This is a genomic window from Mycoplasmopsis edwardii (assembly GCF_900476105.1).
GTDB lineage: Bacteria > Bacillota_I > Bacilli_A > Mycoplasmatales > Metamycoplasmataceae > Mycoplasmopsis > Mycoplasmopsis edwardii.
The window spans coordinates 500202-520223 of sequence record NZ_LS991951.1 but is presented as its reverse complement, the minus strand read 5'-3'; the positions used below and the strand labels follow the sequence as shown (position 1 = coordinate 520223).

The window sequence follows — 20022 nt, the reverse complement described above, 5'->3', positions numbered from 1 at the left end:
TTTAATAACCAAATTTCGATAATGACTCGGGATCATCATTTCATTTTTTTGCAACTTTGACTTTAAGTGTTAAAGTAACTTTGGTTTGTAATTGTTGCATAATTTTAATTCTTGCGATTTTACCAATTTCTTTGATTTTAGAAGCATTTTTTCCGATAACCATTCCTTTTTGAGAGTCTTTTTTAACATAAATAATACCATCAATTATTGTGTGGTCTGGATCATCTTCGTTGAATTCTAAAATTTCTACAGCAATTGAATGTGGCAGTTCATCATAAAGAGCGTTAATTGCTGATTCTCTAATTATTTCCTTAGCTAAAAATCTAACAGTTTTATCTGTTACATAATCTTCATCATATTGTGCTTCACCTTCATATGAATAATTATCTTTTATTAAATCAATTAAAGAATAAATTGAATTTAAATTATTAACATCAGTTGAAACAATATGTTCAAAATTATATTCAGATAATTCTTGTATTTTTCTTGTCATTACTTCAGGATTACCCTTTATCTTCGAAACTTTAGATACAACAGCAATTTTATGAGGATGATTAGAAATTTTTTCCAAAATCATTTTATCACCAGGTCCTATTTTTTCATCAGCTGGACTTAAGAATAATAAAACATCAACGTTTTTAGTTGCATCATAAGCTGACTTGTTTAATGACTCACCAAGTTTGTTTTCTGGTTTATGAATTCCAGGGTATCAGTGAAGATTAATTGGAAGTCATCTTCGGTATAAATTCCGGTGATTTGATCTCTGGTAGTTTGGGCTGTGTCTGTAACTATCGCAACATTGTAACCAATGATTGCATTAACTAAACTACTTTTACCAACGTTTGGTCTTCCTAAAATACTTGCAAAGCAAATTTTCATTATTGAATATCTTTCATGTGAACTGGATAAGGAACAAGTTCAGAAAGTTTGTTAATTCTTACTCTTTTACCATCGTTTGAGTATTGGTACACTAAAGCATCCATAGGCATGAATTCAGTCATAACTTGTCTACATCCAGCGCATGGACTAATTTCGTCTTCTTTTTTAGCAATAATGTGGATTTCTTTAAATGTTCCTACTTTTCCACCATATGCTACAGAACCGAATAGTGCACTTCTTTCTGCACATAATCCTGATGGGTAAGCTGCGTTTTCGACGTTAACTCCGTGGTACTCTTTACCATCTTCATCAATAGCAATAGCAGCTACTTGGAAGTTTGAGTATGGTGCGTATGATTTTTTTAATAAATCTCTTAATGTTTCAAATTTCATTTTAAACCTCTCTTTTGATACCTAATGGATTAAATATATCATCTACCATTTTGTTCATTTGAATTCTTTCATTTTCAACCTCATGGTCATAACCTTGTAAATGCACTAAACCATGGGTGAATAAATAACAAAATTCTCTTTTAATTGAATGATTAAACTTTTTAGCCTGTCTTTTGACTCTATCTCATGAAATTACTAATTCTCCAAGGTGTATGATTGGTAATTTAGCATATAGCTCATGATCTCTGAAGTCAAAAGATAAAATATCTGTAATGTAATCTTTATTACGATATTCTTTATTAAGCTTTCTAATCTCGTTTCTAGATACAATAGAAACATCTAGAATAATTTCTTTTTTAGTATCTAACTTAAAGAAATTAGCAAAGTTTTCTAATATTAAATACATTTCCTTTTCAAAGACTTCAGGCGCTTTAATTTTGTTATCTATATTAATATTCATTAGGTATTTTTTCACAATTAAAATTATATATTATATTTAAATAAGTGTATATAAATTGGCTCGTTAATGTGTGAAAAATTTTAGATTTTTTCTTAAAGTTTGATCTTAATATTTTGTACGAAAAATAGACCATTTGGCCTATTTTTCATTTATTATATTTAAAATATTATTTAAAACACTTTGACCTGAGTTTTTGATTTCATTTTCTTTCAGTGTTGATTGTTCTAAAACATCTTTAATTAATTTAATAATTTTTGATGATTTAGCATCAATTGGTAAGTATGAGAAATCTTGGTCTTCTTTTTTGACAAATGTTTTTAAACTTTGGTAAGATACTTTTCCAGCTTTTAAGTAGTTAATTTCAGTTGTGTGTTTTGCTATTGATTTTTTAAGTTGACCTTGTGTTTCTGCATTTTCTTCATTTCTTAGTAAGGCTTTTTCATGATTGATTTTAGCAGAAAGTTTATTAATTTCTGTATCAAATCAATTTTCACTTGCAGTAGTTAATTTTTCTTTTAAAGGTAAGATGTATGAAGATTTTTTAGTTAATAAATCTCTAACTTTAATTTTTTCTCCATCGTATTCAACTTCACCGTTATATAATCAATCTAAGAATAAAATTGTACCTTTATCTTCTTTTCCATTGTTATCTACAGAAACAGGAATTAAGCTTGAACCACCTTCACAATAACTTGTGTAAGTATCTGTAGCATTATTTTTTGTTAATTGTGGCTGTAAGAATACATCATCAGCAGTAGCGAAGTGTGCAGCTTTTTCTTCCGATCCGCCAGCAAAGAATGCTACTGATGTAGGACTTTTAATTGATTGTTCATATCCAACTGCAGCAGCAAAAGCAAAAACGGTTCTATATTCTCTAATTTCTCAAGAAGCTCATTCATTTTTGTTGTTTTCATATTTTACATTGTATAAAACGTTCTTATTTTCTACAAGCTTTTTGTTTTGTGCAATAAACTCATCAAGTGTTTCGATAAATACTTTTTGAATATCTTTATCACTACTAATGTGGTAGTTTATTTCTGATAAATCATATGGGTTTTCTGAGTCTTTTAATGTTCAAAGTTTTTTACCTTTTAATTTATTGTTTAAAACTTTGAAGAATGTATCTTGTTGGTAATCAACTGAAAAAATAGCTAAATCCCTTGTAGGATATTTTTCAGCATTAACTTTAGTTCTATCAATTTCCAAGTTATCTAATAAAACTTTTGAGAAATTCATTAAGTCCAAAATGTTTTCAAATGTTTGATCATTAATTGTTAATTGGCTTAATTTGTTATTTTCTTTTACTTTAACGAAGTGGATAATTGAGTCAGTAGGAATTTCGTTTCCTTGGTTTCTTGATGCTTGAACTTTTTGATAAAGTTTACTTGATTTGTCAATCTTTGCATTGGCTGTTTCTAAAATTTCAAATAATTTAGCAAGTAAGTCTAAGTTAATTGATAATGCATCGATATCTGTGATATTAAAAGGTAAGTTAAAGATTTTTTTACTATTAACATCTTCACCAACTAATTTTGTATGAGTATTTAAAACCTTATCTAAGAAATCTTGACTTTTGATAACTGAACTGACGTTTAATAATTTATCATATTGATTAACCAAATAAGCTGTACCTTGGTTACCTAAAATAATGTTAGCTACATTTTTTGAATTTTCTTTAATGTAGTTTGCTTGTTGCACACCTAATTCAAGTTCTGAGCTTGCGTTATTTTCGTTTTGTGTGACTAATTTAACTGGTACATAATCTTTATGTCCGTTCATAGTTTCATTGTATAAAGGGATAATTTGTTTTAAAGCAATCATAAGAGGATAAACGCCACTTTGAGCTGCTGTGAATACAATTTCGTTATCAATGGCCTCAGTTGTTGGGTATGAGATTTGTTTCTGTTGTTTTTCATTTGGTGAACAGCTTAAAGAAGCTATAGGAAGTGCTGCTAAAGCTAATAATGATGAAATGATTTTGAATTTATTTTTCATAGTTTCTCCTAATTAATAAAATTTATTGTATCAAATAATTACCTATATGGCTGGAAAATAATTATTTAATTGGAAATTTTTCCACAAATGTGAAAAAAACTCGCCAGAGCGAGTCTTATAATTATTTTCCTAATGTTAATAACTGCATAAAGCTTTCTGGTTCTAATGAAGCTCCACCAACTAAGAATCCATTGATATCTTTTTGTGATGAAAGCTCTGCAATATTTTTAGGTGAAACACTACCACCATATTGAACTACTAATTTATCTGAAGTAATGTTATGGATGTAAGCACAAATATCTTGCGCAATTTCTGGAGTTGCAACTTTACCTGTACCAATAGCTCATACTGGTTCATAAGCAACAACAACTTTTGAGTGATCTAAATCTTTTAAAGAATTTTCAATTTGGAATTTAACAACATCCTTTGTAATTCCTTTTTCATATTCTTCTAATGTTTCACCAACACAAATAATTGGTGTAATTCCATTTTCTAGTGCTAATTTAGCTTTTTCATAAACTAATTCATTTGTTTCGTTGTGGTATGTTCTTCTTTCTGAGTGTCCTAAAACAACATAATCAACTGCTAAATCTTTAAGCATCTCAACTGAAACTTCACCTGTGTAAGCACCTTTAACATGTTTAGACATATCTTGAGCTGAAAGTTTTAATTCTTTAACTTTGTTAGCTTTGAATGCTGATAAGTTTGCAAATGGAACCGCGATCCCAAATGCTAAATCAGAAATAACTAAATCTTTTTTGCTTTTGTAAATTGTTTCGAATTTTTCTAGGAAGTCAACTGTTTCTGAATAAGTTTTATTCATTTTTCAGTTACCAACAATAACTTTATTTTTCATAAGTCCTCCATATAAAATATATAAATCAATTTTAGCAAATTAGTTTGTTTTTTGTATTTTTTCATTTAATTTTTTATCGTTATATTGTATGAATAAAAATCGCGGTATGTTTTTAGAAAAAATCATTAATATCACAATTGAAAACTATTGAATATCAAGTTATGCATTTATTGAAAAGAAAGGTTTACCCATTGTTTTTAGCTCTATAAAGGAGAGAAATAATAACCTTGAGTTACAAAATGCAAAATTGTGCAAAAAGTCAACAGTTGATTATATCGGTATGTTTAAAGGTAAATTTGTTTGTTTTGAAGCTAAGAGTTGCAATATTGAAAGATTCGATTTTAAAAATATTAAACAACATCAATTGGATTATTTAAATTTAATCGATAAAAATGGAGGTATAGCTTTTGTTATTATTTTCTTTGCAACTCAAAACATGTTTTTTAAAGTTAAAGTTGGTTCATTAAATAAATGAATTAAACAAGGTCTTAATAGTGTATCATTGGATGAAATAAAAAGCGAAAGTGAACTTTTATATTTAGAATTTCCTGGTATTTTAAATTTATTGTAATAAAAAGCTTTTAAGCAGAACTTAAAAGCTTTTGTATATAAGGCCTTATAAATACTTAATTAATTATTTAAAGTCAACTAAGTCGCGTAAGTATTTAGAAGGTTTGTATTTAATAACACGTTTTCTTGGAACAACTTGTTCTTGTTTTGAAAATCTGTTAATAATTGTACGTTGTGGTTTTACTACTGTTGAGAAGATACCAAAGTGTGATAATCTAACTGATTCTTCAGCTAATAATTGTTCTTTTAAAACGAATAACATTGTTTCAAGAACTTCATCAACTTGTTTTGGTGTTAATTTAAGTGTGTCTTCTGTCATTTCAGCAACTTGAGTAACAAATTCTTTTTTTGTCATTTTTTCTCCTAAGTAATTCTATTTAATTTCCATTATTATAGTTTATTTTTTTTCATTACAAAATAAAAAGTCCTATAAAATAGAGGCAAAAGTTTAAAATGTCTACTTTTTTCACATTTTTTTCCATATATTTAATCAATAATTTCAGTTACATAAATTTTTGAATAGTCTTTGAACCCGATTTTGTAATACATTTTACCTGCATTTGGGTTATCAAAGAATAAAACAGGTGTTATTTTGTCACATAATAAATTGTCGCATAAATTAACCACACAATCGTATGCGTAACCTTTTTGACGGTGTGAATCTAATGTAAAAACTCCTCCAACCATTGCGACTCCATCAACTTTTGCTGATGTTGAAGCATGTGATACAACTTGATTGTTATCTTTAATAATGAAGCCTTTGTAATAACCTTTTTCAAATGAATCTTTAAGGAAGTTAATATCTAATGCTTGAGCACTTAAGTTTTCAAACTCTTTTATTTTTGATCTAGAGTCAATAATACCTTGCAAGTCTTCTTGAATAATTTTAATAGATTTGAGATTATCAAGGTAATTATTTGAGTAAAAGTCTTTTTGATTTAAAGATAAAATAAATTCTTTATGTACTTTAATATTTAAATCATTCTTTTTAGCAAAATATTTAAACTCGTTGTAGTAATTTGAAGCATAAATTACATTTTTAATTGACTTTTCTTTAATAATATTTGTTAAGAAGTCATGACTGATTCTCGCTTCGTCTTTTTTGAAAATTAATAAATTGTTGTAAAAACTCATAACAATTGCATCAAATGAATGTGGAGCATTTAAAACATAAGTATTATGAATTTCTGATTGCAAACCAAATTGTTCAATATCAGATATTAAGAAAAGATATTGAATAGGATCTTTTTTGTATAAAAAGTCTAGTATTTTTTGTTTTTGACTTTCTTTAGCAAGAGCAATTTTTTTCATTTTATTCCTTTATTGTTGTTTTTTAATATCTTTCCAACTAAATGGGAATTGACTTGGTGTTGACCTCAATTTAGTGATTTTTACAATTTTATTATCTCTTTTGTAATCATTATCAAGGTCTAAAACTTCAATATTATTTTTAGTTAACTTTAGAATATTTTCAGCTTCATTGATTTCGTCTTGATATTTTTTACTTTTTAGCATTATTAATGAACCATTAATTTTAACTAAGTGAAATGAAGACATCATTAATCCTTTTACACTTGCGACTGCTCTAGCAGTAACGATTTCAAAAATATTTTTTTCCTTAACTTCTTCAACTCTTTGTCTATATACTGTTACATAATCACTTAAATTAAGTGTTTCAATAACTTCTTTTAAAAAGTTAACTCTCTTTAACAATGGCTCATAAATGGTAACTTTATTTTTTGGTTTAGTTAAAACATATGGAATTGAAGGAAAACCTGCACCTGCACCAACATCAAGGATATTAATGCCTTCTTGATTTTCTGTTATTTTTAACATGAAAATAAGAGATTCTCATATTCCTTCTTCTCATAATGTTTCTCCAGTAAAACCAGTTAAATTCATTACTTTATTTTTTTCTTCAATTAAATTGACGTATTTTTCAAAAAGTGTAAAATCTCACTTATTTAGTACACAAAGTTGCTGTATTTCATCTTTTTTAGACATAATTTTCATAATTAAAATTATAGTTAAAAAATTAGAATTTATATATTGAAAATAATAACTTTTTTGTATAATATGAAAGTTACTCTTATAGTAACCGTTCCAAACAGGTTTAAGCAGTTTATAACTCACCTTAAGGACGAGCCACTAAATGGAGGTATTGCATGTTAGCAATTATCGAAACAGGTGGGAAACAACTTCTAGTTAAAGAAGGTCAAACAATTTATATCGAAAAAGTTGAAGGACAAGAAGGAGCTGAAATCAAATTCGATAAAGTTCTTGTTGTTGTTTCAGAAAAAAGTTCAAAAATTGGTTCACCTTTAGTGAAAAATGCAGTCGTATCAGGTGTTATCGAAAAACAAGGGAGAGCGAAAAAAATCGTTGTTTACCGTCACAATGCAAAGTCTACACACAAAAGAAAACTTGGTCACCGTCAACCATACACACGTGTAAAAATTACATCAATTCAAGGATAGTTAGAAAATGGCAAAAACAAAAGCTGGTGGTTCTACCAGAAATGGTCGTGATTCTCACTCAAAACGTTTAGGTGCTAAGTTAGGTGATGGACAGTTTGCAACAGCAGGTTCAATTATTTATCGTCAAAGAGGGACAAAAATTCACCCTGGACAAAATGTTGGACGTGGAGCTGATGACACTTTATTTACATTAATCGATGGATATGTAAAATACGAAAGCAGAAGAAATAGAAAGTATGTTTCTGTATACACTGAAAGAAAAAATTAATTTAAAAATAAGCATTTAATTTGCTTATTTTTTTATATTCTTATCGCCTCTGCAATATACGTTATCATTCTTGCACCAAGCTTAATTAAATGGTTATTACCATCGTTTAATTCAACTCCCGGAAAGCATGAAATATCTTTTCCTACATTTAAAAAATAATTAACTAAATTATGTGTTTTTGAATTTTCAATTGATGAAAAATAAATTAGTTGATCTGCTAGCAATGAAGCTAAATAATTGTCTTGTTTAAAATAATCTCTCTTAGGATGTGATTCAATTGGGTATTGACTAATTACTAGCTCATTTTGTTCATTAAAATCATCAAAGTTAAATGAATCAATTCCGCCTTTTGCGATGTGTATAATTTTTCCGTTGTTTTTTCTGTATTCTTTTATAAACTCTGCCTCTGTATTTTTGTAACCATTTGTTACAAGGGTTGTATTTTTCGTTAGTTGCTCAATGTTGTTTTGTATATTTGTTTCTGTATTTTGATTATGCACTTCATTTACTAAATAAACTTTGGTTAACTTTTTTAAGATATCTATATTACCTCTGTAGAATAAAACAAATGGTGGTTTGTAACTAAAAAGAAGACTTGAAGGGTATTCATAGTCTAATATAGTAACAAAGTTAACTTTTTGTTCTTTATACTTAGTTAACAAGGTATTTAATTCATCTGTATCAATTTTCTCAATATTTTTAATTGCATCAAAGATTTTAATATTATTGCCCTTGTTTTTGTGTGCATAATAAAAAAGTGCTTTATTCATAATTTCCCTCCACTTAGTAAATAAAAAACCTGGAAGTTGAAACTAAAAAAGGAATAAAAAAAATTGAACCTAAGTTCAATTAATTGTCTTCACGTTGACTTGAGAATAAATCAAAGTCATTGTTTTCTGATTCAACTCCATCAATATAGTTGAAGTCTTCCATTTTTGGTAAATCTCTTAATGATGAAATTCTGAAGTGATCATAGAATTTACTTGTAACACCATATAAAATAGGTCTACCTGGTGTTGGTGAAACTCCAACTTCTTCAATAACACCTTTTAATAATAATTTATTAATAACTTGGTCAGATGAAGCACCACCTCTGATTTTTGTAATTTGTGATCTAGTAATAGGTTGTTTGTAAGCGATAATTCCAGCTACTTCGATTGCTGCATTTGATAATCTGTTAGGTCTTACAATTGTAACTAATTTTGAAACGTATTCTTTAACTGTTTCACGTGTAGCAAGTTTGTAAATTTCATCATAAACTACAACTTTCAATCCTCTATCTTCATCATTGTAGCTTTTGTGAAAATCTTGCATAACTTTTTTAGCTTCTGCAGTATTGTTTAAATTAAATACTTCTTTTACTTGTTCTAATATTAATCCTTCATCACCTTGAATGTATAATAAAGCTTCTAAAATTTTATTTTTCATTATAGAATTCCCCTCTTGTTATGTAAATTGTATCAAATTGTTCATTTTGATTAATTGTTAAGAATTGTTGTCTTGCTAAGTCTAATAATGCTATTAATGTAATAACAAAGTGTTGGATTGATGGTTGAGCAAAAACCTCTTCGAATTCAACTCTTTCTTTTTGTGCTAATAATCCCTTAATAAATGGGAACATTTCAGATGGAGTAATATTGAATTTTTCAAGTTTAGTTTTTCTTAATTCTTTTGCATACACTCTTTCGAACATTTTTCTAAGTGTAACGATTAAAGTCATTGGACTTGAGTGACCATCTAATTTTGCATCGTCGCTGTCTTCAATATAATCTAAAATATCACTTTGTTTTTTAATAAAAATATTATTTCTATTGTCTTGGAAAGTTCTAAGAGCTTCCTGAATTTTTTTCATTTGTTGGTATTCAATCAAGTCTTGAAGGAACACTTTTTTCTCTTCTTCAACTTCTTCATCAATTTCACCTGGTTCTTGTAAAATCATTTTTGCTTTTAGGTTAATTAATGTTGAAGCCATTAAAAGATAATCACCAGCAATATCAATTTCTGTTTCTTTGATTTGATTAATAATATCAATATATTGTGTTGCTAATTCAATTAAGTTAACATCCATAATATCGATTTTCTTATCTTTAATAAGTGATAATAAAAGATCTAATGGACCATCAAAATCATTTAATTTAAAAACATAATCTGATGAATAATTGACTTGGTATTTTTTAGCCATTGTTTTTTATCCCCTCTAATTCGTTACTGATTAATTGTTTAACTCTGTTTGCAACAGCTGATGGCTCTTGTGCAATTATTTCTCTTGCTTTAAGCACAGGTAAAAATGAAACAATAACTTTTGTTCTACCTTTTTTAGTTGAACTAAATGAATTTAATGTACCAGAAATAGCAACTGGAACAACAGGTAAATATGATTGTAAAGCAGCTTTAAATGCACCTGCTTTGAAATCTCCAAGTTCTTCTTTTTCAATTCTGTGCGCTTCTGGAAACACGATACCAAATGTTTGATTTTTTCTTACGAACTCAGCAAATTCTCCTAAAACTTTTAAACTTTTTCTAAAATCATTAGGGTCAATTAAGAATGAATCTAATAACTTTAAAGCATGTTTTGTACTAAATTTATCCCCTAATTCTTTTTTAGCAACAAATGTCGGAATTCTTTGTTCAATATTTTCTTGATGTTCTTCTTTTTCTAATGCAGCAATTAAAGCTAAAACATCTGTATATGATTTGTGGTTTGGAGCGAGAATTACTGAACCATTTTTAGGAAGGTTGTCTTTTCCTCTAACTTCTAAATCAATGTTATACAATCTTAAAAGTTTTTTTGATAATCCTAAAAGAAAGCTATATCTTTGAAAACTATGTACAAGTTCTGGTGTTTTTCTATATTTTCTTGCTAAACGCTTAACAGATAGCATTCTAATAAGTCATGGAATGGCGAATAAAACCATTTTTAATCTTACATTTATTGACATATTATTCTCCTTTATTATTTTGTTCTCTTATGACAAAAGCAATTAACAAATCATTTTCGTGACTAATGCTTATTTTAAAATCTAAAAAAGTTCATCTCTCATCTTTTTTAATTAATTCAATTTTTGCAAAATCATAAAATTGATTATCACATTTAAAAATTGCTTCCTTGATTGCTCATGCTCTAGCTAAAAATAAAGCTTTCTGATTATTGTTATTTATTTGTTCATATTTTATTAATTCAGAAGGACTTAAAATCCTTTGTGCAAATTTACTAGTTTTATTTTTGAATCTAGAAATTGTTGTTAAATCAACACCATTACTAAGCATAACTTTAATTATAACATTATTTATATTTCATATAAATTATGTTTTAAATGGATTTAAGTCATTAATGATGCAATAAAATATCTTGCTTCAATAAAGAATTGACATAAATTCACCAAAGACTTCTTCAGAGTTTCTATCAAAATCAATTTTTAAAACATCAACATAATCATTAAACGAAAGTAAATAATCATTGAAGGCATTTAAACTGTTTTTGTTAATTTGTTGAAGAGATGCATGCTCGTATTTTGAAAGCATATCTTCATCACTAATTAATGATGTAGGTTGAAAATCATATTCTTTTTGTTGAAAATTTAAATAGATTATTAATTTACTAATACTATCAGATAAAACAGCTTGCCCAACTTTAGTAATATCTTCCGGGAAGGCCGCAAAATCGCAAAATGCATTTTTTTGTAATGTTGAAAAGTTTAATAAATAAGACATTAAACCAGCAGAATTATTTAAAAATGTATCATATGAAATAAAAAGATTTATGTGGCTTAATTTGTGTCTTTCAACTTTTCTAATATTTCCGTCATTTTGACTTAAGTATCAAGCTAATTTTAATGCTGAATTGAAGTATAAGTCATAATTAAAAATATTTTGAACACTGTTTTTATAACCTTCAACTAACTTTTGTATATTAACACCTTGAGTAGCCAAAATAACTAATGAAATCTCTGAGAAAAATGCATATTTATCATGAATATCAGATGAAATTAAAAAGATGTTTTCATTAGGTATTTCATGATTTTCAAGATACTTTAATCATTCATTTTTACCAATGAAATAAATTAATTTTTTAATTAAGAATCTACTTGTTTTTTCATTAAATTTAGAAAGTGTAATATTGATAATTTGATTAATTTTTTCTGGACTTGCTTCAATGAATCCATCTAAAAAAGCAATAGCAATTTTATTATCAACGTCTTCTTGAAAATATTTATTTAACTTTTTCTTTGTTACTCTTAATTCATCTAAACCTGAAATAAAGTAAATTTTAATCTTATTTTCTGCATTTGGATCATATTGACCGAATAAAAAGTTTAAACATGCTTGAATGCTTTGTTTGGTTTTGTGTGAAGCTCAAACAATTAAATGTTCAACTCCATTTTTATAAATTTTGTTACAAAACTTAACGATTTCTGAAATGCCATTAATTGAATAATTAATTGCAATATCATCAAAGTGTAAGTTTTCCGAACCTTTAAAATTTAATGATTTAATTTGTTCAATTAGTTCTTGGTTTTTATTTGAGTAGTTTTCTAAACCGTCCTCATTTCAAGTAATTTTTACTTTGTTACTCATAAACTATTGACCTTTATTTTTGCCTTCGTCACTCATAAAACTATCCATTGCATGTTTTAATAGGTTTTCAAAGCCACTTGATGTTTCTTTAAGTTTGTTATTAATATTTTCTTTTAATTCATTAGGGTGATTTCTTTTAAAACTTCCTAAACCACTTTTACTTTCTTCATCAAACTTAAGAGCAATAAAGTTAATGGTTTCGCCTAGGTTAAACATGTCGCAAATAGACTTTTTATTAAAGTCAGTTAACTCTTTTTTGTGAATGATAAAAATATAACCTTCCCTTGATTTGACGGTTATAAATTTAGCTCCCATTTTGATTATTTTACCAATAACTACATCTCCAACTTTATATATCATAATTATTTAATTATACATTATTAATAGTGAAATTATAACCAACAAAAATGTCTCAAAATTTGGTATAATATAAAAACTTATATATACATTAAATCTCTAAATTAGAAAGGTTTTAAAATGAATAAGAATTACGATCATTCAGAAGTTGAAAAAGGTATTGAACAAAAGTGAAAAGATAAAAAATACTTTATGACTCATAAGCAAAAAGCCAAACCTTTTGCAATTTTATTACCACCACCAAATGTTACTGGTAAACTTCATTTAGGTCACGCTTTAGATTCTTATATTCCAGATACACTAATAAGATACAAAAAACTTAAAGGTTTTGATGTTATGTGAATACCAGGTATGGATCATGCTGGTATCGCTACTCAATCAAAAGTCGAAGATGTTATTTATAAAGAAACAGGTAAAACAAGACATGATTTTGGTAGAGAAGCTTTCTTAGAAAAATTATGAGAATGAAAAGAAGAATATGCTAATTTATTCCGTAAACAATGAGCTAAAGTTGGTTTAGCCCTTGATTATAGCAAGGAAAGATTCACTTTAGATGTTGAAGCTAACCTAGCCGTTCAAAAAGTCTTCATTGATTTATATAACAAAGGCTTTATTTATAAAGGTGTTAAAGCAGTTAGTTGAGACGTTAAATTACAAACAGCTATTTCAAATATTGAGGTAATTAATGAACCGATAAAACAAATTATGTACTACATCAAGTACAAAGTTGCCGAAACAAATGAAGATTTAATTGTTGCTACTGTAAGGCCAGAAACATTATTAAGCGATATTGCTATTGTTTATAATCCAAAAGATCAAAAATATTCAAAATACAAGGGTATGCATGTTATTCATCCATTAACAAATAAGAAATTACCTATTATTGCAGATGAATATGTTGATCCAAACTTTGGTACAGGTTTAATGAAACTTTCAGCACACGCAGAAGCAGATATTGAGATTATTCAAAAATTAAACATGGAGATTATTGAATCAATTTCAAAAGATGGATTCATTACATATGATGATTCAAGATTCAAAGGTTTAGAAAGATTTGAAGCAAGAAAAGTTATTGCTAATTATTTAGAAGAAAACAACTTTTTAGATAAAAAAGAAGAAGTAGTTTCTAATGTTTCTTATTCAGAACGTTCAAAAACACCAGTTGAGATTTTAGTTTTACCACAATGATTTGTTAAAATGGATCACTTCAAAAATGGAATTTTAAGTAATTTAAAATCAAAAGACAGCATTAAGTTTTATCCAACAAGATTAAAGAAAACAATGAAACAATGAATGGATAAGGTTCATGATTGAAACATTTCAAGGCAACTTTGATGAGGACACAGAATTCCTGCATGATACAAAGGGAATGAAATTAAAGTTCAAATCGAATCTCCAGGACAAGATTGAGTACAAGATGAGGATGTGTTAGATACATGATTCTCTTCTGGTATTGCTCCATTTGTTTTTATGGGTTGACCAAATAAAACAGAAATGCTAAAAAGATACTACCCAACAAGTTTATTAGTAACTGGTTATGACATTATCTTTTTCTGAGTAGCTAGAATGTACTTCTTTGGTTTAGAATTCATGAAAGAAATTCCTTTTAAAGAAGTTTTATTTCACGGGTTAATAAGAGATGCTAAAGGCCAAAAAATGTCTAAATCTCTTAACAATGGTGTTGATCCAATCGACATGATCGAAAAATATGGATCTGACTCATTAAGATGATTCTTATTAACAAATACATCACCAGGAATGGACATTAAGTTCTCTGTTGAAAAAGTTGAAACAGCATGAAGACTTAATAATAAACTTTGAAACATCGCTAACTACATCAAAGATATGCCTGATGAAAATGTTGAAGGCAGAACATATTATGACAAATGAATTCTAAGTAAATTAAGCTTACTTAGCTCAAAAATTACTAAGTTAATGAAAAAATATGAATTTGCAGTTATTGGTTCAGAAATTTACAAATTCTTATTTAATGACTTAAGTAGCTGATACATTGAGTTTTTAAAAACAACTAAAAACAAAAAGGCTGCTTTAGATGTTTTAAGAAAGACTTTAATTGTTCTACATCCATTTTTACCATTTATTACAGACAGAATTTTCAATGAAGTATTTAATGAAGAATTATTAGAACAAAAATGACCAAAATTAATGAATTATAAAGATTCAAATAACGTTGATGATGTAATTAGAATTGTTACTGAAATAAGAAAATATCGTGAAGATATGAACTTATCTAAAAAAGAATTAGTTCAATATTGCTTTAGTAAAAAAATTGGTGATGAATGAATTAAAATCATTAACAGAATGAGTAACTCAGAATATTTTAAAAACAAAGATTTCTTAATTTCACTTGGTGAAGATAGTTTATTCATTAAACAATCAGATGAACTAAAAGAACAAAACAAAAAAGAATTATTAAATAAAATTGAACAAATTAAATTCGAAATCAACAGAGCTAAAAATATTTTAGCTAATGAAAGATTCGTTGCATCTGCACCCGCTGAAAAAGTTCAAGCAGAAAAAGACAAACTTGAGAAATATACAAATGATCTCAAAAAATATGAGGAAGAGTTAAAATGAAAATACTAAGCGGAAAAGAATTAGCTCAGTTTGAAACTGAAAAACTTAAAAAAGAATTACAAGAAATGAATTTGGTTAGAAAACCAATTCTTTCAATTATTCAAGTTGGTGATAATCCTGCTTCAAACAAATATATTAATGCTAAATTAAGAAAATGTGAAGAAGTTGGTATTGAAGGAAGGTTACACAAATTCAAAGAAACTATTACTCAAAATGCTTTATTAAAGAAATTGGACATTATTAACGATGAATCAGATGGTATTATTGTTCAATTACCATTACCAGATCATATTCCTACTCAAGTTATTTTGGATGCAGTTCCATTTGAAAAAGATTTAGATGGACTTACAACAAGAAACGAATTTAAACTATACAATGATTCTGATCAAAGATTCTTTGTACCAGCAACAGCCAGAGCTGTTTTAGAAATTATGGACCATTACAAAATCAACTATAAAAAAGACGTTAAAGTTTGCGTTGTAGGAAGAAGTCATGTAGTGGGGAAACCATTAGCCCACATTATCAAAAAAGAAGGTGCTGATGTAGCTACCTTTAATGAAAAAACAGGGCTTAAGGGTGTTGAATCAGGTGATGTTGTTATTGTTGCGATCGGCGTTGCAAATCACATTAAAGCAGAAAACATTAAAGAAGGCGCTGTTGTAATTGATGTTGGTACAAACCTTGATGGTGAATTAACAAAAGAATTATACGGTGATGTTGATTTTGAATCAGTTAAAGAAAAAGCTTCAGCTATCACACCAGTTCCTGGTGGAGTTGGACCAATGACAGTAATTTGTTTACTTAAAAACTTAGTAGACGCTATTAAATAAGGAGATTAAATATGAAAAAAATTGCTATTTTAACATCAGGCGGTGATGCGCCAGGAATGAATAATGCTGTTAGAGCCATTGCTAAACATGCTAAAGCAAATGGACTTGAAGCATACTTAGTTTATGAAGGATACAAAGGGTTATACAATGATCAAATAGTATCTGCGGATAATGTAGATTTAGACTTTTACTTAAACCAAGGTGGAACTTTTATTTATTCTGCTAGATTTCCAGAGTTTAAAGAAGCATCAATTAGACAAGTTGCTATCGAAAACCTTAAAAAAAGAGGTATTGAAGCATTAGTTGTAGTTGGTGGAGATGGAAGCTACAGGGGTGCACAATTATTACACGAAGCTGGTGTTAAAACAATTGGGTTACCAGGAACAATTGATAATGATATTGCTTCAAGTGATTTCACAATTGGATATGACACAGCATTAAACACAATTGTTGATGCAATTGATAAAATTAGAGACACAGCTAAAAGTCATAAAAGAATTATGATTGTTGAAGTTATGGGTAACGGATGTGGTGATCTTGCATTATATTCAGGACTTGCAACAGGAGCTGAAATCATTGTGACAAACCAATACAGACTTTCTCATGAAGAAATTTCAAACATTGCTGTTGAGTTAACAAAACAAGAAGGTAGAAGAAGTATTGTTATTGTTGTATCAGAAAAAACATATGACATTAAACAATTAGAAAAAGATGTTCAAAATGCTACTGGATGAGATACAAGAGTTAACCCTCTTAACCACATTCAAAGAGGTGGAGTTCCAACAGCTCAAGAAAGAATTTTAGCCTCATTATTAGGGCAAAAAGCTGTTGATTTACTTTTAGAAGGTAAATCAGGTCTTGCAGTAGGAATTATCAAAAATGATATTGTTGGTGTTCCTATTTTAGAAGCTCTTTCAATGGAAAACGCTTCTAAAAATAAATTTGTTCAAAAAGCAATTAAATTTAATAACTTAAACAGAGCAAAATAATATAAATTTTCAAAATAAAACATCAGAATATCTCTGATGTTTTTTGTATACAAAAAAGACCAATAAGGCCTTTTTTATTTTCTTGCTTTTAAATTAACAAAAGTAATATTAGTGAGCTACCAATTATTTTATATAAATAATTGGTAATTTTACCTAGAAACAAAAATGTATTTTCAGTGAAATTGTTAATTAATACATTAAAATTAATTAACAAATAGATCTGCAAATAAAATCATAGAAATTTAAAATATTTACTTGCAACTAATAAACAGCAGAACTTCTAAATAATGAGTAAATATTTATATCATTAAACTAAATAGTTGAATTCCTATATTAATAACATAACGATTAATATAATATAGGTCACCCATTTGGGCAAACAATATTATCGAAATGGCTTTAAATTTGGCTTGCAAATTCTCGTACGAAAATAACTTTAAAAGCATCTTATATTAGTCACTAGTAGCATATTATTTGATCGTTACAAAATAAATAAAATTAAATTCCTTGATCAAAAAATGCAGCAGACCGCATTAATTGCTTCATTAATTTATTGATTAAAAAAAATATTTGGAATAACCCAAATATCTTTTATTAATATTTTTTTATTATTTTGAAGCGAAGTATTCTCTAACAATTGGGGCAACTTTTTCACCATATAATCTAATTGCTGTTAATAAATCTTCATGTGGAACTGAACCTGTAGGTAAGTGCATCATAAATCTATCTAAGTCTAATTCTTCCATTAATTTAATAATTTTTCTAGCAACTGTTTCTGGACTACCAACTAACATAGCACCTTCTTCAGAAACCATGTGGTCGTATGATCTTCTTTCAAGTTCTCTTCAACTTTCTCTTGTTCTAGCAATATTATCAACTAATTGTTTTGTAGGTCAGAAGAAATCATCTTTAGCTTTCTGATCTGTTTCAGCAATGTAACCTCATGAGTGAGCACCAACTTTTAATTGTTCTGGTGAGTGACCAGCTTCAATACCAACTTGTTTGTAAGCTTGAACTAATGGTTTAAATGAGAAAGGATTTCCACCAATAATTGCATAAACGATTGGTAATCCTCTCATAGCAATATCAATTGTTGATTGGATATTTCCACCTGTAGCTACTCAAATAGGTAAATCAATAGCTCTTGGGTATACACCTTTAGCATCGATTGATTGTGTTAATTTTCCTTTTCATGTAACGATTTCATTTTCTTTAATGTGTAATAACATATCAAGTTTTTCTGTGAAAAGTTCACTGTAATCTTTTAAGTCATATCCGAATAATGGGAATGATTCGATAAATGAACCCCTACCAACCATAATTTCTGTTCTACCGTTTGATAAAGCATCAACGTGTGCAAAGTTTTGGTAAACTCTAACAGGATCGTTTGATGATAAAACTGTTACAGCACTTGTTAATCTAATGTTTTTTGTGTTAACTGCACCAGCTGCTAAAATCATTTCTGGACTTGAGATAGCAAAGTCTTCTCTGTGGTGCTCACCAACAGCATAAACGTCTAAACCAACTTTATCTGCAAGCTCAACTTCTTCAATCATGTTTCTAATTCTTTCATCATGTGAAATAGCTTTTCCTGTTTTTTCTAAGATAGTTGTTTCACCAAATGTTGAAATTCCTAATTCAACTTTTTTCATAATATCTCCTTAATTTTTATTTGCAAAGTATTCTCTTATTATTGGAGCAACTTTTTCTCCAAATAACTTAATAGAATTTAGTGTATCTTCATGTGGTATAGAACCCACTGGTAAATGTAATAAAAATCTATCTAAATTTAAGGTATCTATAATTCTAATAAGTTTCTGCGCAACGCTTTCAGGACTTCCTACAAACATTGAACCATGTGGTCCAATCATTTCTAAATAACCTTTATAGTCAAGTTCTCTTCAATGAGCTCTTTCTTTCGCAATTCTATTAACTAGTAATTGTGTTGGAAAAAAGAAATCTTTTCTTGCTTTTTCATCAGTTTCAGCGATGTAACCTCATGAGTGAGCACCAACTTTTAATTGTTCAGGTGAGTGACCTTCTTTTAATCCAATTTCTCTATATCCATTAATTAATCTTTTAAAACCGATAGGATTTCCACCAATTATTGCATAAACAATTGGAAGACCTTTTTTCGCAATTTCGATTGTAGAATTAGCATTTCCACCAGTAGCTACTCAAATTGGTAAATCAATAGCTCTAGGGTATACGCCCTTAGCATCAATTGACTGTGTTAATTTTCCTTTTCAAGTCACAATTTCATTATCCTTTATATGTAATAACATATCAAGTTTTTCTGTGAAAAGTTCACTGTAATCTTTTAAGTCATAACCAAATAATGGGAATGACTCTGTAAATGAACCTCTACCAACCATAATTTCAGCTCTACCGTTTGATAATGCATCAATGTGTGCGAAATTTTGGTAAACCCTTACAGGATCATTTGATGATAAAACTGTAACAGCGCTAGTTAACTTAATATTCTTTGTATTAACTGCACCAGCAGCAAGGATCATCTCAGGGCTAGAAACTGCAAAATCTTGTCTATGATGTTCGCCAATCGCAAAAACATCTAAACCTACTTTATCAGCTAACTCAATTTCTTCAACTAAGTTTTTAATTCTTTGTTGATGAGAAATCGCTTTACCTGTTTTTTCGAGAATAGTTGTTTCACCAAAGGTTGAAATTCCTAATTCGATTTTCATAATAATCTCCGTTTTTTGTTGCATAATTATTATAGTACTTTCAAAAAAAATCAGCCAAAATTAGAAAAAGT

22 protein-coding genes and 1 pseudogene are annotated in these 20022 nt (G+C 28.2%); 6 read left to right on the top strand and 17 right to left on the bottom strand.

Going from position 1 to position 20022, the window contains the following annotated elements; all coding sequences use genetic code 4:
* Nucleotide 1: 1 nt before the first annotated feature.
* The 5 genes and pseudogenes from era to tpiA all read right to left on the bottom strand — a co-directional run bounded on the left by era (nucleotide 2) and on the right by tpiA (nucleotide 4582).
* Nucleotides 2-879 (bottom strand): annotated as a pseudogene (era, locus tag D2846_RS02230) (GTPase Era).
* The gene (gene cdd, locus D2846_RS02225; protein WP_117275423.1) at nucleotides 879-1271 is read right to left on the bottom strand and encodes a cytidine deaminase; all 393 of its coding nucleotides are present in this window, start codon (nucleotides 1269-1271) and stop codon (nucleotides 879-881) included. Before cdd ends, era begins: the two are co-directional and overlap by 1 nt.
* A gap of 1 nt (nucleotide 1272) precedes the next feature.
* Complete coding sequence (gene ybeY / locus D2846_RS02220; RefSeq protein ID WP_117275421.1) at nucleotides 1273-1731, bottom strand: rRNA maturation RNase YbeY; 459 nt, start codon at nucleotides 1729-1731, stop codon at nucleotides 1273-1275.
* Nucleotides 1732-1869: 138 nt separating this feature from the next.
* A complete protein-coding gene (locus D2846_RS02215) occupies nucleotides 1870-3726 on the bottom strand; it encodes a P68 family surface lipoprotein (RefSeq protein WP_117275420.1) in 1857 nt (618 codons plus the stop codon).
* A gap of 121 nt (nucleotides 3727-3847) precedes the next feature.
* Nucleotides 3848-4582, bottom strand: a complete 735-nt coding sequence (gene tpiA, locus D2846_RS02210; protein WP_117275419.1) for a triose-phosphate isomerase — start codon at nucleotides 4580-4582, stop codon at nucleotides 3848-3850.
* Nucleotides 4583-4670: 88 nt separating this feature from the next.
* Between tpiA and recU the strand changes: the two genes are divergently transcribed.
* Nucleotides 4671-5153, top strand: coding sequence for a Holliday junction resolvase RecU (gene recU / locus D2846_RS02205; RefSeq protein WP_117275418.1), 483 nt, complete (start codon nucleotides 4671-4673; stop codon nucleotides 5151-5153).
* A gap of 63 nt (nucleotides 5154-5216) precedes the next feature.
* Here the strand turns inward: recU and D2846_RS02200 are convergent, their stop codons facing one another.
* The 3 genes from D2846_RS02200 to rsmG form a co-directional block, all read right to left on the bottom strand.
* Nucleotides 5217-5507: an HU family DNA-binding protein gene (locus D2846_RS02200; RefSeq protein ID WP_117275417.1), complete on the bottom strand. Its 291-nt coding sequence runs from the start codon at nucleotides 5505-5507 to the stop codon at nucleotides 5217-5219.
* A gap of 131 nt (nucleotides 5508-5638) precedes the next feature.
* Entirely contained in the window at nucleotides 5639-6463 is an 825-nt protein-coding gene (locus D2846_RS02195; RefSeq protein ID WP_117275415.1) for a GNAT family N-acetyltransferase, read from the bottom strand.
* 9 nt (nucleotides 6464-6472) lie between these two features.
* Nucleotides 6473-7165 (bottom strand): 16S rRNA (guanine(527)-N(7))-methyltransferase RsmG, encoded by a 693-nt coding sequence (gene rsmG / locus D2846_RS02190; RefSeq protein ID WP_117275414.1) that lies wholly within the window; start codon nucleotides 7163-7165, stop codon nucleotides 6473-6475.
* Nucleotides 7166-7317: 152 nt separating this feature from the next.
* Here rsmG and rplU point away from each other — a divergent pair, with 152 nt between their 5' ends.
* Nucleotides 7318-7629 carry a 50S ribosomal protein L21 gene (gene rplU / locus D2846_RS02185; protein WP_117275413.1) on the top strand — a complete coding sequence of 104 codons (312 nt, stop codon included), beginning with the start codon at nucleotides 7318-7320 and terminating at the stop codon, nucleotides 7627-7629.
* A gap of 7 nt (nucleotides 7630-7636) precedes the next feature.
* Nucleotides 7637-7897, top strand: a complete 261-nt coding sequence (rpmA, locus tag D2846_RS02180; protein ID WP_117275412.1) for a 50S ribosomal protein L27 — start codon at nucleotides 7637-7639, stop codon at nucleotides 7895-7897.
* Nucleotides 7898-7929: 32 nt separating this feature from the next.
* Here the strand turns inward: rpmA and D2846_RS02175 are convergent, their stop codons facing one another.
* The 7 genes from D2846_RS02175 to D2846_RS02145 all read right to left on the bottom strand — a co-directional run bounded on the left by D2846_RS02175 (nucleotide 7930) and on the right by D2846_RS02145 (nucleotide 12832).
* Complete coding sequence (locus D2846_RS02175) at nucleotides 7930-8667, bottom strand: DNA-processing protein DprA (protein ID WP_117275411.1); 738 nt, start codon at nucleotides 8665-8667, stop codon at nucleotides 7930-7932.
* Nucleotides 8668-8746: 79 nt separating this feature from the next.
* Nucleotides 8747-9325, bottom strand: coding sequence for an SMC-Scp complex subunit ScpB (scpB, locus tag D2846_RS02170; RefSeq protein ID WP_117275410.1), 579 nt, complete (start codon nucleotides 9323-9325; stop codon nucleotides 8747-8749).
* Nucleotides 9315-10079 (bottom strand): segregation/condensation protein A, encoded by a 765-nt coding sequence (locus D2846_RS02165; RefSeq protein WP_117275408.1) that lies wholly within the window; start codon nucleotides 10077-10079, stop codon nucleotides 9315-9317. The genes scpB and D2846_RS02165 overlap by 11 nt, the downstream gene beginning before the upstream one ends.
* Entirely contained in the window at nucleotides 10072-10836 is a 765-nt protein-coding gene (locus D2846_RS02160) for a lysophospholipid acyltransferase family protein (protein ID WP_117275407.1), read from the bottom strand. Before D2846_RS02160 ends, D2846_RS02165 begins: the two co-directional genes overlap by 8 nt.
* A gap of 1 nt (nucleotide 10837) precedes the next feature.
* Nucleotides 10838-11164 carry a 4'-phosphopantetheinyl transferase superfamily protein gene (locus tag D2846_RS02155; protein WP_117275406.1) on the bottom strand — a complete coding sequence of 109 codons (327 nt, stop codon included), beginning with the start codon at nucleotides 11162-11164 and terminating at the stop codon, nucleotides 10838-10840.
* Nucleotides 11165-11200: 36 nt separating this feature from the next.
* Nucleotides 11201-12472, bottom strand: coding sequence for a hypothetical protein (locus D2846_RS02150; RefSeq protein WP_117275405.1), 1272 nt, complete (start codon nucleotides 12470-12472; stop codon nucleotides 11201-11203).
* A gap of 3 nt (nucleotides 12473-12475) precedes the next feature.
* Nucleotides 12476-12832: an RNA-binding protein gene (locus D2846_RS02145; RefSeq protein ID WP_117275404.1), complete on the bottom strand. Its 357-nt coding sequence runs from the start codon at nucleotides 12830-12832 to the stop codon at nucleotides 12476-12478.
* 117 nt (nucleotides 12833-12949) lie between these two features.
* Between D2846_RS02145 and D2846_RS02140 the strand changes: the two genes are divergently transcribed.
* The 3 genes from D2846_RS02140 to pfkA are packed head-to-tail and all read left to right on the top strand — an operon-like array spanning nucleotide 12950 to nucleotide 17246.
* Entirely contained in the window at nucleotides 12950-15436 is a 2487-nt protein-coding gene (locus tag D2846_RS02140) for a valine--tRNA ligase (protein ID WP_117275402.1), read from the top strand.
* Complete coding sequence (locus D2846_RS02135) at nucleotides 15424-16257, top strand: bifunctional 5,10-methylenetetrahydrofolate dehydrogenase/5,10-methenyltetrahydrofolate cyclohydrolase (protein ID WP_117275401.1); 834 nt, start codon at nucleotides 15424-15426, stop codon at nucleotides 16255-16257. The genes D2846_RS02140 and D2846_RS02135 overlap by 13 nt, the downstream gene beginning before the upstream one ends.
* A gap of 11 nt (nucleotides 16258-16268) precedes the next feature.
* A complete protein-coding gene (gene pfkA, locus D2846_RS02130; RefSeq protein WP_117275400.1) occupies nucleotides 16269-17246 on the top strand; it encodes a 6-phosphofructokinase in 978 nt (325 codons plus the stop codon).
* A gap of 608 nt (nucleotides 17247-17854) precedes the next feature.
* Here the strand turns inward: pfkA and D2846_RS02125 are convergent.
* Nucleotides 17855-18898 (bottom strand): LLM class flavin-dependent oxidoreductase, encoded by a 1044-nt coding sequence (locus D2846_RS02125; protein WP_117275399.1) that lies wholly within the window; start codon nucleotides 18896-18898, stop codon nucleotides 17855-17857.
* 9 nt (nucleotides 18899-18907) lie between these two features.
* Entirely contained in the window at nucleotides 18908-19951 is a 1044-nt protein-coding gene (locus D2846_RS02120; RefSeq protein WP_117275397.1) for an LLM class flavin-dependent oxidoreductase, read from the bottom strand.
* Nucleotides 19952-20022: the final 71 nt, after the last annotated feature.